The organism is Actinomadura sp. NPDC049382, from assembly GCF_040677125.1.
Classification (GTDB): domain Bacteria; phylum Actinomycetota; class Actinomycetes; order Streptosporangiales; family Streptosporangiaceae; genus Spirillospora; species Spirillospora geliboluensis.
In genome coordinates this window covers 1-15,255 of sequence record NZ_JBFARO010000079.1, presented here as the reverse complement: position 1 = coordinate 15,255, position 15,255 = coordinate 1, and the positions used below count along the sequence as shown (strand labels likewise).

At 73.1% G+C, this 15,255-nt stretch carries 16 protein-coding genes; 12 read left to right on the top strand and 4 right to left on the bottom strand.

The features are described from left to right. Positions 1 to 396: 396 nt before the first annotated feature. The gene (gene dnaE / locus AB0K34_RS32300) at positions 397 to 3,927 is read left to right on the top strand and encodes a DNA polymerase III subunit alpha (protein ID WP_301177074.1); all 3,531 of its coding nucleotides are present in this window, start codon (positions 397 to 399) and stop codon (positions 3,925 to 3,927) included. Between the two features lie 13 nt (positions 3,928 to 3,940). Further along, positions 3,941 to 4,336: a hypothetical protein gene (locus AB0K34_RS32295; protein WP_364552809.1), complete on the top strand. Its 396-nt coding sequence runs from the start codon at positions 3,941 to 3,943 to the stop codon at positions 4,334 to 4,336. A gap of 19 nt (positions 4,337 to 4,355) precedes the next feature. On the opposite strand, the gene AB0K34_RS32290 is transcribed toward AB0K34_RS32295, so the two are convergent. Beyond that, on the bottom strand, positions 4,356 to 5,246 hold the full coding sequence (locus AB0K34_RS32290) for an LLM class flavin-dependent oxidoreductase (protein WP_364552808.1): 891 nt from the start codon (positions 5,244 to 5,246) through the stop codon (positions 4,356 to 4,358). A gap of 76 nt (positions 5,247 to 5,322) precedes the next feature. Next, positions 5,323 to 6,027 (bottom strand): DUF6882 domain-containing protein, encoded by a 705-nt coding sequence (locus AB0K34_RS32285; RefSeq protein ID WP_138638729.1) that lies wholly within the window; start codon positions 6,025 to 6,027, stop codon positions 5,323 to 5,325. A 128-nt stretch (positions 6,028 to 6,155) separates the two neighbouring features. On the opposite strand from AB0K34_RS32285, the gene AB0K34_RS32280 reads away from it, so the two are divergent. Beyond that, complete coding sequence (locus AB0K34_RS32280; protein ID WP_240808098.1) at positions 6,156 to 6,773, top strand: hypothetical protein; 618 nt, start codon at positions 6,156 to 6,158, stop codon at positions 6,771 to 6,773. Here the strand turns inward: AB0K34_RS32280 and ybaK are convergent. Together ybaK and AB0K34_RS32270 are read right to left on the bottom strand one after the other, a co-directional pair. Beyond that, positions 6,657 to 7,151, bottom strand: a complete 495-nt coding sequence (gene ybaK / locus AB0K34_RS32275) for a Cys-tRNA(Pro) deacylase (protein ID WP_364552807.1) — start codon at positions 7,149 to 7,151, stop codon at positions 6,657 to 6,659. The genes AB0K34_RS32280 and ybaK overlap by 117 nt on opposite strands. A gap of 69 nt (positions 7,152 to 7,220) precedes the next feature. Continuing rightward, positions 7,221 to 7,883 (bottom strand): LON peptidase substrate-binding domain-containing protein, encoded by a 663-nt coding sequence (locus AB0K34_RS32270; RefSeq protein WP_301177070.1) that lies wholly within the window; start codon positions 7,881 to 7,883, stop codon positions 7,221 to 7,223. 178 nt (positions 7,884 to 8,061) lie between these two features. Here AB0K34_RS32270 and AB0K34_RS32265 point away from each other — a divergent pair, with 178 nt between their 5' ends. From AB0K34_RS32265 to AB0K34_RS32225, 9 genes are all read left to right on the top strand, one after another. Further along, positions 8,062 to 8,874 (top strand): PhzF family phenazine biosynthesis protein, encoded by an 813-nt coding sequence (locus tag AB0K34_RS32265; protein WP_364552806.1) that lies wholly within the window; start codon positions 8,062 to 8,064, stop codon positions 8,872 to 8,874. Between the two features lie 68 nt (positions 8,875 to 8,942). Then, positions 8,943 to 10,250: a histidinol dehydrogenase gene (hisD, locus tag AB0K34_RS32260; RefSeq protein ID WP_364552805.1), complete on the top strand. Its 1,308-nt coding sequence runs from the start codon at positions 8,943 to 8,945 to the stop codon at positions 10,248 to 10,250. Further along, positions 10,247 to 11,335, top strand: a complete 1,089-nt coding sequence (locus AB0K34_RS32255; RefSeq protein ID WP_364552804.1) for a histidinol-phosphate transaminase — start codon at positions 10,247 to 10,249, stop codon at positions 11,333 to 11,335. The genes hisD and AB0K34_RS32255 overlap by 4 nt, the downstream gene beginning before the upstream one ends. Beyond that, the gene (gene hisB / locus AB0K34_RS32250; RefSeq protein ID WP_138638723.1) at positions 11,332 to 11,925 is read left to right on the top strand and encodes an imidazoleglycerol-phosphate dehydratase HisB; all 594 of its coding nucleotides are present in this window, start codon (positions 11,332 to 11,334) and stop codon (positions 11,923 to 11,925) included. The genes AB0K34_RS32255 and hisB overlap by 4 nt, the downstream gene beginning before the upstream one ends. Positions 11,926 to 11,927: 2 nt before the next feature. After that, on the top strand, positions 11,928 to 12,098 hold the full coding sequence (locus AB0K34_RS32245; RefSeq protein WP_171069198.1) for a hypothetical protein: 171 nt from the start codon (positions 11,928 to 11,930) through the stop codon (positions 12,096 to 12,098). Beyond that, entirely contained in the window at positions 12,095 to 12,730 is a 636-nt protein-coding gene (hisH, locus tag AB0K34_RS32240) for an imidazole glycerol phosphate synthase subunit HisH (protein ID WP_205719431.1), read from the top strand. The genes AB0K34_RS32245 and hisH overlap by 4 nt, the downstream gene beginning before the upstream one ends. A 43-nt stretch (positions 12,731 to 12,773) precedes the next feature. Then, positions 12,774 to 13,493 (top strand): bifunctional 1-(5-phosphoribosyl)-5-((5-phosphoribosylamino)methylideneamino)imidazole-4-carboxamide isomerase/phosphoribosylanthranilate isomerase PriA, encoded by a 720-nt coding sequence (gene priA / locus AB0K34_RS32235; RefSeq protein ID WP_138638721.1) that lies wholly within the window; start codon positions 12,774 to 12,776, stop codon positions 13,491 to 13,493. After that, complete coding sequence (gene hisF, locus AB0K34_RS32230) at positions 13,490 to 14,251, top strand: imidazole glycerol phosphate synthase subunit HisF (protein WP_301177066.1); 762 nt, start codon at positions 13,490 to 13,492, stop codon at positions 14,249 to 14,251. The genes priA and hisF overlap by 4 nt, the downstream gene beginning before the upstream one ends. A 25-nt stretch (positions 14,252 to 14,276) precedes the next feature. Then, positions 14,277 to 15,125: a hypothetical protein gene (locus AB0K34_RS32225; RefSeq protein WP_364552802.1), complete on the top strand. Its 849-nt coding sequence runs from the start codon at positions 14,277 to 14,279 to the stop codon at positions 15,123 to 15,125. The last annotated feature ends 130 nt before the right edge of the window (positions 15,126 to 15,255 follow it).

Here is a 15,255-nt window from a genome sequence, read left to right as displayed (position 1 = left end):
CGCGCCTGGTCGATGCGAATCGCAGGGAAGGGCGAAGCCCGATGGGCTCCGCCTCGGCCGGCTCCGGGGTCGTCGCTCAGGTCGCCGCGGCGACCGGCTCACCCGGAGCCGGCTGCGTAAACCTGGGATAGCGACGTGCCATGGCCCCGATGGTAGGCGGTGCCGCCCCGCGTGCCAAACTCCGGACAGGGCGTCCCACGTGCTGAGACGTCCGGCCGGGGCCGTCCGGATTGGGCGCGTCGGGGCGCGTGGGGCCCCGGGGGCGGGTTAGGCTCTCAGGACCGCGTCCTCCCGGCGGCCCCGCCGGGTGGACGATCTTCCCCCGGGACCGATACCGCCACCGCGTGCCACCGGTGCGCGGGCGGTCGCATGCGACGAGCAGGAGGCGCAGCACGCATGGCCGACTCTTTCGTTCACCTGCATGTTCATACGGAGTACTCCATGCTCGACGGAGCGGCCCGGCTGAAGCAGATGTTCGAAGAGGTCGGCCGGCAGAAGATGCCGGCGATCGCGATGACCGACCACGGCAACATGCACGGCGCCTACGACTTCCACAAGCAGGCGACGGCCGCCGGGGTCACGCCGATCATCGGCATCGAGGCGTACATGGCGCCCGAGTCCCGCTACCACAAGAAGAAGGTCCAGTGGGGCGAGCCGAGCCAGAAGCGCGACGACGTCTCCGGCGGCGGCCTGATCAACCACATGACGCTGTGGGCGCGCAACAAGACCGGCCTGCACAACATGTTCAAGCTGTCGAGCCGCGCCTACACCGAGGGCTTCGTCTTCAAGTACGCCCGGATGGACGAGGAGCTGCTCGCCGAGCACGCCGACGGCGTGATGGGCACGACGGGCTGCCCGTCCGGCAAGATCCAGACCCGGCTGCGGCTCGGCCAGTTCGACGAGGCGCTGAAGGCCGCCGCCACCTTCCAGGACATCCTCGGCAAGGACAACTACTTCCTCGAGCTGATGGACCACGGGCTGGAGATCGAGCGCCGCGTCCGCGACGGCCTGATCGAGATCAGCAGGAAGCTGAACATCCCGCCGGTGGTGACGAACGACTCGCACTACACGCACGAGTCCGAGGCCACCGCGCACGACGCGCTCCTGTGCGTCCAGGTGGGCAAGCAGCTCGCCGACCCGGACCGGTTCCGGTTCGACGGCAGCGGCTACTACCTGAAGACGGCGGAGGAGATGCGCGGCATCGACACCTCCGACATCTGGCTGGAGGGCTGCCGCAACACGCTGCTCATCGCGGAGAAGGTCGACCCGGCGGGGATGTTCGAGTACCGCGACCTCAGCCCGCGCTTCCCCGTCCCCGAGGGTGAGACCGAGGAGAGCTGGTTCCGCAAGGAGGTCTGGAAGGGCCTGGAGCGCCGCTTCCCGGACGGCCTGCCGGACGGCTACAAGGAGCAGGCCGAGTACGAGATGGGCGTCATCCTCGGCAAGGGGTACCCGTCCTACTTCCTCGTCGTCGCCGACTTCATCATGTGGGCCAAGGAGAACGGCATCCTGGTCGGCCCGGGCCGCGGGTCGGCCGCGGGCTCGCTGATCGCCTACGCGATGGGGATCACCGACCTCGACCCGATCCCGCACGGGCTGATCTTCGAGCGGTTCCTGAACCCCGAGCGCGCGTCCATGCCCGACATCGACATCGACTTCCCTGAAGACCGGCGCGCCGAGGTCATCAAGTACACGACGGAGAAGTGGGGCGCCGACAAGGTCTCCTTCATCGCCACCTTCGGCACCATCAAGGCGAAGGCCGCGATCAAGGACGCGGGCCGCGTCCTCGGGTTCCCGTACGCGCTCGGCGACCGGATCTCCAAGGCGTTCCCGCCGGCGGTGATGGGTAAGGACATCCCGCTGTCGGGCATCTTCGACGAGAAGCACCCGCGCCACGGCGAGGCGGGCGAGCTGCGCAAGCTGTACGAGGAAGAGACCGACGTCAAGCAGATCATGGATCTGGCGCAGGGCCTGGAGGGCCTGATCCGCCAGACCGGGGTGCACGCCGCCGGGATCATCATGTCCGGTGAGACGATCACCGACCACGTCCCGATCATGCGCCGGGACGCCGACGGCGCGATCATCACGCAGTTCGACTATCCGACCTGCGAGACGCTCGGCCTGCTGAAGATGGACTTCCTGGGCCTGCGGAACCTGACGATCATCGACGACGCGCTCAAGGGCATCAAGAAGAACAAGGGCGTCGACGTCGACCTGCTCGCGCTGCCGCTGGACGACCAGCCGACCTACGATCTGCTCGCCCGCGGCGACACGCTGGGCGTGTTCCAGTTCGACGGCGGCCCGATGCGGTCGCTGCTGCGGCTGATGAAGCCCGACAACTTCGAGGACATCTCCGCCGTCGGCGCCCTGTACCGGCCGGGCCCGATGGGCGCGAACTCCCACACCAACTACGCGCTCCGCAAGAACGGCCAGCAGGAGATCACTCCGATCCACCCGGAGCTGGAGGAGCCGCTCAAGGAGATCCTCGACACGACCTACGGCCTGATCGTCTACCAGGAGCAGGTCATGGCGATCGCGCAGAAGGTGGCGGGCTACACGCTCGGCAAGGCGGACCTGCTCCGCCGCGTCATGGGCAAGAAGAAGAAGGCGGAGCTGGACGCGCAGTTCGTCGGCTTCGAGCAGGGCATGATCGACAACGGCTTCTCCAAGGAGGCCGTGAAGACGCTGTGGGACATCCTCGTCCCGTTCTCCGACTACGCGTTCAACAAGGCGCACTCGGCCGCGTACGGCCTGGTGTCGTACTGGACGGCCTACCTCAAGGCGAACTACCCGGCCGAGTACATGGCGGGCCTGCTCACCTCGGTCGGCGACGACAAGGACAAGAGCGCCCTCTACCTGTCGGAGTGCCGCCGGATGGGGCTGAAGGTCCTGCCGCCGGACGTCAACACCTCCGAGGCCGACTTCACCCCGCTCGGCGACACCGAGATCAGGTTCGGCCTGTCGGCGGTCCGCAACGTCGGCCACAACGTGGTGGACGGCATCGTCGCCGCCCGGCGGGAGAAGGGCGCCTACACCGACTTCAACGACTTCCTGAACAAGGTCCCGCCGCAGGTGTGCAACAAGCGGGTCGTGGAGTCGCTGATCAAGGCGGGCGCGTTCGACGAGCTGGGCCACCAGCGCAAGGCGCTGCTGATGGTGCACGAGCAGGCCATCGACTCGGTCATCGACATCAAGCGCAAGGAGGCCGTCGGCCAGGACTCGCTGTTCGGCGCGCTGGAGGAGGACGGCGGCGAGGACGCGTTCGCCGTCGCGATCCCCGAGGGCGAGGAGTGGGACAAGACGACCCTGCTCGCCTTCGAGCGGGAGATGCTCGGCCTGTACGTCTCCGACCACCCGCTCCTCGGCGTCGAGCACATCCTGGAGCGCGAGGCCGACTGCGCGATCGCCTCGCTGAACGAGGGGGAGCGGCCGGACGGCCAGATCGTGGTCGTCGCGGGCCTGCTGTCCGGGCTGCAGCGCAAGGTCACCAAGCAGGGCAACTCGTGGGCGATGTTCCAGCTGGAGGACCTCGCCGGCTCGATCGAGGTGCTGTGCTTCCCGTCGTCCTACCAGCTGTGCTCCACGCTGCTCGCCGAGGACGCGATCCTGATCGTCAAGGGCAAGCTGGACCGCCGCGAGGACGTCGCGAAGATCATCGCGATGGAGGTCACCCAGCCCGACCTGACGGTCACCGACGCGACGGGCCCGCTGTCGGTCACGATGCCGCTCGGCCGGTGCACGCCGCCGACGGTGTCGCGGCTGAAGGAGGTGCTGGTCACCCACCCCGGCTCCGCCGAGGTGCACCTGCACATCCAGAACGGGCCGCGCACCACGGTCGTCCGGCTGGACGACCGGCTCCGGGTGGCCCCGTCCCCGGCGCTGATGGGCGACCTGAAGCAGCTCCTCGGCCCGTCCTGCCTCGGCTGAGGGGCGCCCGCCGATGCCCGCCCGCTGCTGCGCCGCGCCGGCGCTGGCGCGCCTCCTCGTCCTCGCGAACGGGGAGGCGACCCGCTACTCGGTGAGCGGCTGCGCCGCGTGCGGCGGAGCGGTGATCGAGTACTACAACTACGACGACTGGGACACCGGCAACCCGGCCGACTACGAGAAGTACTGGTGGTGGCGGATGGACGCCGCCGACACGGCCGCGTTCCGGGAGGCGGTCGCCGCGTGCCCGGCGCCGCTCGACCCGGACTGCCCCTGCGCCGTCCACCGGGCCCTCAAGTGGCGGACGCCCGACCCGCTGCCGCCGTCCAGGGAGACCCCGCACGACACCGCCGAGGTCCCGCGGACCCGCTTCACGGTCGAGGACGGCAAGATCCGCTGGGCGGCCTCCTGACCCGCCAGGCGTCCTGCGCTCAGCGGCCCAGCAGTTCCCGGGCCGCGGGGACGACGTCCCGGGCCCAGCGGCGCAGCTGGGTCTCGCCGGTGTTCTCGGGCCAGTAGACGAACGCGTCGAACCCGGTCCCGGTGGCGAGCTCGGCGATGACGTGCGCCCAGCCCGCCGCGTCCGTGCGGATCGGCTCCTCGCCCCAGAGCCGGACGGTCCCGGGCGCCTCGGTGACGTCGCCGACGAGCTGGGCGATGCGGGTGATCGCGGACGGGTCGCGCCCGGCGTCCTCGGCGGCGCCGGTGATGGTGTCCTGCGCGCCGCGCCACTTCTCGTACGGCAGGTAGTGCGGGATGGGCGCCGCCCAGCCGTCCCCGGCGCGGCCGGTGAGCGCGAGCGCCTTCGGCCCGACGGCGCCGATCCAGATGCCGACGGGATGCGCCGGCGCGGGGCCCGCGTGGACGCCCCGCACCGCGTAGTGCTCCCCGCCGGCCCTGGCGGTCTCGCCCTGCCGCCACATCGCCCGGATGACGTCGATGGCCTCCTCCAGCGCGCGCAGGGCGTCGCCGGCCGTCCGGTCGGGCCCGCCCATGGCGGCGATGGCGGGCCAGAATGCGCCGGCGCCGAGCGCGAGCTCGAACCGGCCGCCGCTGAGCAGGTCGAGGGTGGCGGCCTGCTTGGCGAGGACGGCGGGGCCGCGCAGCGGCAGGCTCGCCACGTCCGGGAACACCCGCAGCCGCTCGGTGCCGGCGAGCACGGTGGCGATGACCGCCATCGTGTCGCCGAGGTCGGCCGCGTAGGGATGGTCCTGGACGCCGAGCAGGTCGAGGCCGTCGGCGTCGGCGAGCGCGGCCAGGGCGCGGACGCCGTCCAGCCCGGCGGCGACCGGGGCGAGCTGCACACCGAAGCGATAGTCCATGATCCAGAAACTACCGGCGCGGGCCGGAACGCGAATCAGTAGCGCTACTGGCGCGCCCTACCGGCGTGCCCGCGTGTCAGCCGCCGAGGACGGCGGGGGCCAGCTCCGCGTGCCAGTCGACGAAGCGGCCGAGGCCGTCGAAGGAGGCGCGGGCGGTGCCGCCGCCGGGCAGCGCGGCCTCGGTGACCGTGTCGGTCTGCCGGTAGGGGACGCGGTGGTGGGAGAGCAGGCCGGCGAGCGTCAGCCGGGGCTCGTGCGGGAACAGGCTCGCCGCGTTCGCCAGCAGGCGGGGCAGGGGGACCGGGTCCCAGCGGGCGGCCGGCACCTGCGGGTCGTCGACGTGCAGGTAGGCGGAGCCGCCGTCGTAGCCGGCGCCGATGTAGCCGGCCCCGCCGAGGACGCCGCCGGCGGCCATCGCGATCAGCTCGCCGCCGTGCCCGGCCGGGCCCTCGTACCAGGACAGGTCGACCTCGGGGGTGGTGAACTCGGGGATGCCGAGGCGCTCGCCGAGCGTCCGGATGCCGAGCGTCGGGGCGACCGCCGGGTGGGCGTCGCCGAACTGCGGGTTCGCCCAGCCCCACAGCCAGGTGCGCTCGCGGGCCGCGTAGCTGCCGAGCAGCGACACGCGGACCGTGACGCCGCCGCTGGCGTAGGTGCGGGCGGTCAGGTCGGCGCTCCAGTCCTCGCGCGGCAGGAACTCGGCGAGCGTCTCCTGCTGCTGCAGGACGACGGCCGCGCGCGCGGCGCCGAGGCGTTCGAACGCAGGACTGAATCCGGACATGTCGGGCACATTATCCCAGTAATCGGGGCTGTCGTGGGCGGGAATCGGACACCCTTCGAGAGTCGATCGGCCGAACCGGGCAGGCTAGGCTTTCGCTGTCACGGGACTTACAGCTAGGAGCGTACGAGGTGCGGCGACCCGCCGGGAGGCTCTTCGCGACGAGGTCCTGGCTGACCTGGGCCGTCACCACCGCGATCATGGCGCTGCTGGGCCCGCTCGCGGGCCTGCTGTGGGCGGCCTCCGCCCCCCGGGTGACGTATGTGATCGTGCAGGGTGAGGCGCTTCTGGCCGATCCGGAAGGGCAGGGCCCGATCGCCACCGACGCGCGGTTCGCCCTGATCGCCCTCGTCGCCGGGATCCTGTGCGGCGCCGCCGCGTACGCGGCGGGCGGCCGGGGCAACGACCTCGCGCTGCTGTTCGGCCTGGCCGCCGGCGGGTGCGCCGCGGCCGTCCTCGCCTGGAAGACCGGCCACCTCATCGGGCTCGGCGACTTCCAGGACGCGGTCCGGCACGCGCGCGACGGCACCACCGTCACCGGCGTCGCCGACCTGCGGGCCACGGGCGTGCTGATGTTCTGGCCGCTGCCCGCCGTGGCCGTGTACGGCCTGCTGGAGCTGGCCGTCCGGCGGCTACCCGCGGGCGATCGCGGCGACGCGGGCGCCGGTGAGCCGGATGAGGTCGGCGGGGGCGAGCTCGATCTGGAGTCCGCGCCGACCGGCGGAGACGTAGACGGTCGCGAGCGCTGACACCGACGCGTCGACCACCGCCGGGAGGGCGCGCCGCTGCCCGAGCGGGCTGATCCCGCCGACGACGTAGCCGGTGGCGCGCTCGGCGTCCTTCGGGTCGGCCATCCGCGCCTTCTTCCCGCCGCCCGCCGCCGCGAGCGCCTTCAGGTCCAGGGTGGCCGACACGGGCACGATCCCCACGGTGAGCCGCCCGTCCACCTCCGCCAGCAGCGTCTTGAACAGCTGCCCGTACGGGACGCCGAGGGCGTCGGCGGCGGCCTCCCCGTAGGACTCGGCGTCCGGGTCCACCTCGTAGGAGTGCAGCGTGTACTCGATCTTCGCCTTGGTCGCGGCGACGGTCGCCGGGGTGCCCTTGCCGCCCTTGGCCCTGGTGCTCATGGGGAGAGTCTGCCGTGTCCGCCCGCGCCGGCGGGAGCGGGTTTCCCCGCGGTGCCGGCTCGGCCGGAGTCAGTTCGGGGTGATCGCCCCGTCCAGGAACTGCCCGGCGGGGATCATCGGCAGGATGTCGAGGATGCGGTTCTCGCGGGCCAGCAGGTCGCGCTCGGCGGCGAGGCGGAGCGCCGCGTCCTCGCACTCCAGCAGGCGCTGCTTCTCGTGCCCGTCCAGGACGAGCGCCGCCGCGATCGCGTACGACAGCGCGACCGGGTCGTCCGGCGGCTCCGCCGCCTCCGGCGGGCCGGCGCCGGCCGCGCCGAGCCGGTGCCGGTAGAGCCGGAACAGCCGCCGCACCCGCGCCGCCACCGGCCCGGGGTCGGCGCCCGCCTCCTCGGGCAGGAACTCGACCTCGCCCTGCAGGTAGGGCCGCGACCGGTCCAGCTCCTTGATCCGGAACCGCCGGGCGCCGACCGTCACGATGTCGTAGCGGCCGTCGGGGTGCGGGGTTGCCTCGCGCAGCTCGGCGACGCAGCCGACGTCGGCGAGCCGGTGCGCGGCGCCCTCGCCGACCTCGTGGCCGAGCTGGATGCCGACGACCCCGAACCCGCGCGGCTCGGGCCGCTCCAGCAGGTCGGCGACCAGCCGGCGGTACCGGTCCTCGAACAGGTGCAGGGGCAGCACCAGCCCCGGGAACAGCACGGTGCCCAGGGGGAACAGGGCGAGCCGCTCGGTCACACTCTCACTCCCGCGTCCTGGGCGCCGCCGGGAGGACGCCCCCGCCGCCAGGGTACGTGCATATTGATGATCTTGGTAAGGGATGTTTTTTCACAGTGTGAAGCCGCTGTCACCGCGCCGGGCCATTCCCGCCGATTGGCCCTGCCGCCGCGCCGGGGCGGCCGGTAGCGTCGGCGCCATGAGGATGCTCGTCGTCGATGCGCTGGCCGACCGCCCGTTCGCCGGGAACCCCGCCGGGGTGTGCCTGCTGGACGGCCCGGCCGACCCGGAGTGGATGCAGCGGGTCGCCGCCGAGATGCGGCACTCGGAGACGGCGTTCGTCCGCCCGGTGGACGAGCCCGGCGCCGACTTCGAGCTCCGGTGGTTCACCCCGCTCGCGGAGGTCGCCCTCTGCGGGCACGCCACGATGGGCTCGGCGCACGCCCTCTACGACACCGGGACCGTCGCGGCGGACCGCCCGATCCGCTTCCGGACGCTCCAGAGCGGCGTCCTCACCGTCACCCGGGAGCCCGGCGGCGAACTGGCGATGGACTTCCCCGCCGCGCCGGCCGCACCGGTCGACGTCCCCGAGGGGCTCGCCGAAGCGCTCGGCCTGCCGGTGCTGCGCGCCGGCCGCAACGGCCAGAACGACGTCCTGGCCGAGGTCGCCGACGAGACGGCCGTGCGCAAGGCCGCCCCCGACATCCCGGCGCTCGCGCGGCTCGACGCGCGCGGCGTGATCGTCACGGCGGCCGCCGACCCGGGCCGCGGGTACGACTTCGTGTCCCGGTTCTTCGCGCCGCGCGTCCTGCCCGGCGACGCCGAGGACCCCGTCACCGGCTCCGCCCACTGCGCCCTCGCGCCGTACTGGGCCGCGCGGTTCGGCCGCGACACGCTGACCGGATACCAGGCGTCGGCGCGCGGCGGGCACGTCGGCGTCGCGCTGCGCGGCGACCGCGTGACCCTGTCGGGGCGGGCCGTCACGGTGCTCGACGGCACCCTGCGGATCTGAGGGACACGCCGCGTCTCGGGAGCTGAGACGATGCGCGGGGGACGGGGCCCACTCCGTAGACTGGACGGGTGATTTCCCGTATCGACCTGCGCGGCTCGCTTCCCGGCGACCTGCGCTCCGTGCTGCCCCGCGCCGAACTCGACGTCGAGGCCGCCCTGGACAAGGTGCGGCCCATCTGCGAGGACGTGCGCCATCGCGGCTCGGACGCGGTACGGGAGTACACGAGGGCCTTCGACGGCGTCGAGCTGGAGAGCACGCGGGTGCCGGTGGCGGCCGTCCACCAGGCCCTCGCCGCCCTCGCCCCCGCCGTCCGCGACGCGCTGGAGGAGAGCATCCGCCGCGCCCGCGCCGTGCACCGCGACCAGCGCCGCACCGACGTGACCACGCAGGTCGTGCCGGGCGGCACCGTCACCGAGCGGTGGATCCCGGTCGGCCGGGTCGGGCTGTACGTGCCGGGCGGGCGGGCCGTGTACCCGTCCAGCGTGGTCATGAACGTCGTCCCCGCGCAGGAGGCCGGCGTCGGCTCCCTCGCGGTGACCTCGCCCGCGCAGAAGGACTTCGGCGGCCTGCCGCACCCGACGATCCTGGCGGCGTGCGCGCTGCTCGGGGTGGACGAGGTGTACGCGGCCGGCGGCGCCCAGGCGATCGCGATGTTCGCCTACGGCACCGGCGAGTGCCCCCGCGCCGACCTGGTCACCGGGCCCGGCAACGTCTACGTCGCCGCCGCCAAGCGGCTGCTCAAGGGCGTGATCGGCATCGACGCCGAGGCCGGCCCGACCGAGATCGCGATCCTCGCCGACGACACCGCGAGCCCGGTGGACGTCGCCGCCGACCTGATCAGCCAGGCCGAGCACGACACGCTCGCCGCCGCCGTCCTCGTCACCGACTCGGTGCGGCTCGCCGACGAGGTCGAGACCGAGCTGAAGGCCCAGGTCGCGCGGACCCGGCACACCGAGCGGATCACCGAGGCGCTCGCCGGGCGGCAGTCCGGCATCGTGCTCGTCGACACCGTCGAGGACGGCCTGAAGGTCGTCGACGCCTATGCCGCCGAGCACCTGGAGATCCAGACCGCCGACGCCGCCGCGGTCGCCGCCCGCGTCCGCAACGCCGGCGCGGTCTTCGTGGGGCCGCACGCCCCGGTGTCGCTCGGCGACTACCTCGCCGGGTCCAACCACGTGCTGCCGACCGGCGGGTGCGCCTGCCACTCCTCCGGGCTGTCGGTCCAGTCGTTCCTGCGCGGCGTGCACGTCGTCGAGTACGACCGGGACGCCCTCGCCGAGGCCACCGCGCGGGTCGTCGCGCTCGCCGAGGCCGAGGACCTGCCCGCGCACGGCGCCGCCCTGAAGGCCCGCTTCGACTGGGAGATCCCTTCGTGACCTCGCTCAACGACCTGCCGCTGCGGGACGACCTGCGCGGCCGGGAGCCCTACGGCGCGCCGCAGCTGGACGTCCCGTACGCGCTGAACACCAACGAGAACCCGTACCCGCCGTCCGAGCGCCTGGTGAAGGCCCTCGGCGAGGCGGTGATGGACGTCGCCGGGACGCTGAACCGCTACCCCGACCGCGACGCCGTCGCGCTCCGCGCCGACCTCGCGGCGTTCCTGGACACCGACACGCCCGGCGTCGGCCTCACCCGGGAGCGGGTGTGGGCGGCCAACGGCTCCAACGAGATCATCCAGCAGATCCTGCAGGCGTTCGGCGGGCCGGGCCGCACCGCGCTCGGCTTCGAGCCGTCCTACTCGATGCACCCGATCATCACCGCGGTGTCCGGCACCCGCTGGGTGAACGCGTTCCGCGACGAGGACTTCGGCCTCGAACCCGAGCGCGCGGTCGCCGCCGTCGAGGAGCACCGCCCCGACGTCGTGTTCCTCACCTCGCCGAACAACCCGACCGGCACCGCGCTGCCGCTCGCCGCGATCGAGGCCGTGCTGGAGGCCGCGCCGGGCATGGTCGTCGTCGACGAGGCGTACGCCGAGTTCCGCCGGGCCGGCACCCCCTCGGCGCTGACGCTGCTGGACGGCAACCCGCGGCTGATCGTCACCCGGACGATGTCGAAGGCGTTCGCGATGGCCGGCACCCGGCTCGGCTACCTGGCCGCCGACCCCGCCGTCATCGACGCGCTGCTGCTCGTCCGGCTGCCCTACCACCTGTCGTCGGTCACCCAGGCCGTCGCCCGCACCGCCCTCGCGCACGGCGAGGAGCTGCTCGGCGGCGTCGCGGCGCTGCGCCGCGAGCGCGACGACCTCGTGGCGTGGCTGCGCGGCGAGGGGTTCCGGGTGGCCGACTCCGACGCCAACTTCGTCCTGTTCGGGACGTTCGAGAACCGACGTAGGGTCTGGGAGAGCATGCTCGAACGCGGCGTGCTGATCCGGGAGGTCGGCCCGCCCGAGTGGCTGCGGGTCAGCGTCGGCACCCCCGCCGAGATGGCCGCGTTCCGCACCGTATTGAAGGAGAGTCTGTGACGCGCAAGGGACGGGTCGAGCGCGGGACCAAGGAGACCCAGGTCCTCGTCGAGATCGACCTCGACGGGACGGGGCAGGTCGACGTCGCGACCGGCGTGGGGTTCTTCGACCACATGCTGGCCCAGCTCGGCAAGCACGGATCGTTCGACCTGACCGTCAAGACCGCCGGCGACCTGCACATCGACAGCCACCACACGATCGAGGACACCGCGATCGCACTCGGCCAGGCGTTCCGGGAGGCGCTCGGCGACAAGGCCGGCATCCGCCGCTTCGCCGACGCGTCCATCCCGCTCGACGAGGCGCTCGCGCAGGTCACCGTGGACGTCTCCGGCCGCCCCTACCTGGTGCACGTCGAGCCGGATGGCATGGCCCCGATGATCGGCCCCGAGTACGACACCACGATGACCCGGCACATCTTCGAGTCGTTCGTCTCGAACGCCCGGGTGGCGCTGCACGTCCACGTGCCGTACGGGCGCAACGCCCACCACATCGTCGAGGCGCAGTTCAAGGCCCTCGCCCGCGCGCTGCGCGACGCGGTGGCGTTCGACCCGAAGGTGCACGGCGTCCCCTCCACCAAGGGGGCCCTGTAGCCGTGGAGATCGGCGACCTGCACTTCACCTACGGCACCATGGCGGTCTTCGCGGTCGCGGTGTTCCTGCTGGCCGGGGTGTACAGCTTCATCAAGCAGGGCATCAAGATCGGCGCGCTGATCCTGCTCGTGCTGGCCGGGCTCGCGTTCGCCGGCGGGGTGATGTGGCTGTGACCCGGGTCGTCGTCCTCGACTACGGCTCGGGCAACCTGCGCTCGGCCGAGCGCGCCGTCGCCCGCGCCGGCGCCGAGGTGACCGTCACCGCCGACTGGGACGCCGCGCTGGACGCCGACGGCCTGGTCGTGCCGGGCGTCGGCGCGTTCGCCGCCTGCATGGCGGGGCTGCGCGCGGTCCGCGGCGACCAGATCATCGGCCGCCGCCTCGCCGGCGGGCGCCCCGTCCTCGGCATCTGCGTCGGCATGCAGATCCTGTTCGCCAAGGGCATCGAGCACGGCGTCACCACCGAGGGCTGCGGCGAGTGGCCCGGCACGGTCGACCGGCTGAACGCGCCGGTCGTCCCGCACATGGGCTGGAACACCGTCGACGTCCCCGAGGGCTCGGTCCTGTTCGACGGGCTGGCGGACGCGCGGTTCTACTTCGTCCACTCCTACGCCGCCCGCAGCTGGGACCTGGAGCCCGACCCCACCGGCCGCATCGAGCCGCCGCTGGTCACCTGGGCCGAGCACGGCGACCGCTTCGTCGCGGCGGTGGAGAACGGCCCGCTGTGCGCCGCCCAGTTCCATCCGGAGAAGTCCGGCGACGCCGGCGCCCAGCTGCTGCGCAACTGGCTCGGCACGCTCGGCTGAGAGCACCGACCACCCCGTCCACCAGCATCGATAGGGTTTCCGCATGACTTTGACGCTCCTTCCCGCGGTCGACGTCGCCGACGGGCAGGCGGTCCGCCTGGTCCAGGGCGAGGCCGGCACCGAGACCTCCTACGGCGCCCCGCTCGACGCGGCGCTCGCCTGGCAGCGGGCGGGGGCGGAGTGGATCCATCTGGTCGACCTGGACGCGGCGTTCGGGCGCGGCTCCAACCGGGAGCTGCTCGCCGAGGTGACCGGGCGACTGGACGTGAAGGTGGAGCTGTCCGGCGGCATCCGCGACGACGCGTCGCTGGAGGCGGCCCTGTCCACCGGCTGCGCCCGCGTCAACATCGGCACCGCCGCCCTGGAGGACCCGGAGTGGTGCCGCAAGATCATCGCCTCCCACGGCGACAAGATCGCGGTGGGGCTGGACGTGCGGGGCACGACGCTCGCCGCCCGCGGCTGGACGCGGGAGGGCGGCGACCTGTGGGAGGTCCTCGCCCGCCTGGAGGACGACGGCTGCCCCCGCTACGTCGTCACCGACGTCACCAAGGACGGGACGCTGCGCGGCCCCAACACCGAGCTGCTCCGCGAGGTCTGCTCGCGGACCGACAAGCCCGTCATCGCGTCCGGCGGCGTGTCCTCGCTCGACGACCTGCGGGCGCTGGCCGGCCTGGTGCCCGACGGCGTCGAGGGCGCGATCGTCGGCAAGGCGCTGTACGCGCAGGCGTTCACGCTCGAAGAAGCCCTGGAGGCCGTGAAGTGACCGTGGCCGTGCGGGTGATCCCGTGCCTGGACGTCGACGCCGGGCGCGTGGTCAAGGGCGTCAACTTCCAGAACCTGCGGGACGCCGGCGACCCGGTGGAGCTCGCGCGCCGCTACGACGCCGAGGGCGCCGACGAGCTGACGTTCCTCGACATCACCGCCTCCAGCGCCGACCGGTCCACGACCTACGAGGTGGTGCGCCGCACCGCCGAGCAGGTGTTCATCCCGCTGACGGTCGGCGGCGGCGTCCGGACGGTCGAGGACGTCGACCGGCTGCTGCGCGCGGGCGCCGACAAGGTGTCCATCAACACCGCCGCGATCGCGCGGCCGGAGTTCCTGCGGGAGGCCGCGCACCGCTTCGGGTCGCAGTGCGTGGTGCTGTCGGTGGACGCCCGGCGCGCCGCGGGCACCGCGTCGGGGTTCGAGGTCACCACGCACGGCGGCCGCAAGGGGACCGGCATCGACGCGATCGAGTGGGCCCGCCGCGGCGAGGAGCTCGGGGTCGGGGAGATCCTGCTGAACTCCATGGACGCCGACGGCACCAAGGCCGGCTTCGACCTGGAGATGCTCCGCCGCGTCCGGGAGACCGCGTCGGTGCCGGTGATCGCCAGCGGCGGCGCCGGCGCCGCCGCGCACTTCGCGCCCGCCGTGGCGGCGGGCGCCGACGCCGTCCTCGCCGCGAGCGTCTTCCACTTCGGCGAGCTGACGATCTCCGAGGTCAAGTCGGCGCTGCGCGCGGCGGGCAACCCCGTCCGCTGACCCCCCCGAGCAAGGAACCCCCCGTATGACCATCGCGTTCGCGACCTGCTCGTCGCTGCCCGACGGGAGCGACGACGTCCAGGCCCTGATCGGCGCGCTCGCCCCGCTCGGCGTCGCCGCCGAACCCGTGATCTGGGACGCCGCCGTCGACTGGTCCCGCTACGACCTCGTCGTCATCCGCTCCACCTGGGACTACACCGAGCGCCGCGACGAGTTCACGGCCTGGGCGGACGCCCTGCCGCGCGTCCTCAATCCGGCCGGAATCATCCGCTGGAACACCGACAAGCGCTACCTGCGCGACCTCGCCGCGGCCGGGCTGCCGGTCGTCCCTACCCGCTGGGACCCCGCGGACGTCCCGGCCGACTGGCCGGAGTACGTGATCAAGCCGGCGGTCTCCATCGGCTCCGGCGACACGGCCCGCTGGGGCCAGGGCGAGGAGGAGCAGGCCCGCGCCCACCTGCGCTCGCTGCGCGACGCGGGCCGGACGGCGATGGTCCAGCCGTACCTGTCCGCGGTCGACACCGCCGGCGAGACGGCGCTGGTCTACTGCGACGGCGAATTCAGCCACGCCGGGCGCAAGGCCCAGATCCTCACCGCCGGGGCCGGCATCGAAGGACCCGTGCGCGGCGACACCACCCGCGGGCAGGTCACCGCCGCGACCGCCACCGAGGCGGAACTGGACGTCGCGAGCCGCGCCCTGGCCGCCGTCCCCGGCGGCGAGGACCTCCTCTACGCCCGCGTCGACCTCATCCCCGGCCCGGACGGCGCGCCGCTCATCGTCGAACTGGAGCTCACCGAGCCGAACCTCTACCTCCAGCACGGCCCCGGCAGCGCCGAACGCTTCGCCAAGGCCATCACCGCCCGGTTGTGCTGACCCAGGGGGGCGACCCCCTGGAACCCCCGTTGCTGTGTTGGCCCAGGGGGGCGACCCCCTGGAACCCCCGTTACGGTCGGCGGGCCGTTTCCCGATCCGCTGGCGCGTCTCGTGAAACAGCCCGCCGACC

Excerpts from the sequence above, each read along its gene's own strand:
- dnaE (WP_301177074.1), top strand. The coding sequence starts at position 397 with ATGGCCGACTCTTTCGTTCACCTGCATGTTCATACGGAGTACTCCATG.
- AB0K34_RS32295 (WP_364552809.1), top strand. The coding sequence starts at position 3,941 with ATGCCCGCCCGCTGCTGCGCCGCGCCGGCGCTGGCGCGCCTCCTCGTC.
- AB0K34_RS32290 (WP_364552808.1), bottom strand. The coding sequence starts at position 5,246 with ATGGACTATCGCTTCGGTGTGCAGCTCGCCCCGGTCGCCGCCGGGCTG.
- AB0K34_RS32285 (WP_138638729.1), bottom strand. The coding sequence starts at position 6,027 with ATGTCCGGATTCAGTCCTGCGTTCGAACGCCTCGGCGCCGCGCGCGCG.
- ybaK (WP_364552807.1), bottom strand. The coding sequence starts at position 7,151 with ATGAGCACCAGGGCCAAGGGCGGCAAGGGCACCCCGGCGACCGTCGCC.
- AB0K34_RS32265 (WP_364552806.1), top strand. The coding sequence starts at position 8,062 with ATGAGGATGCTCGTCGTCGATGCGCTGGCCGACCGCCCGTTCGCCGGG.
- priA (WP_138638721.1), top strand. The coding sequence starts at position 12,774 with ATGACTTTGACGCTCCTTCCCGCGGTCGACGTCGCCGACGGGCAGGCG.
- AB0K34_RS32225 (WP_364552802.1), top strand. The coding sequence starts at position 14,277 with ATGACCATCGCGTTCGCGACCTGCTCGTCGCTGCCCGACGGGAGCGAC.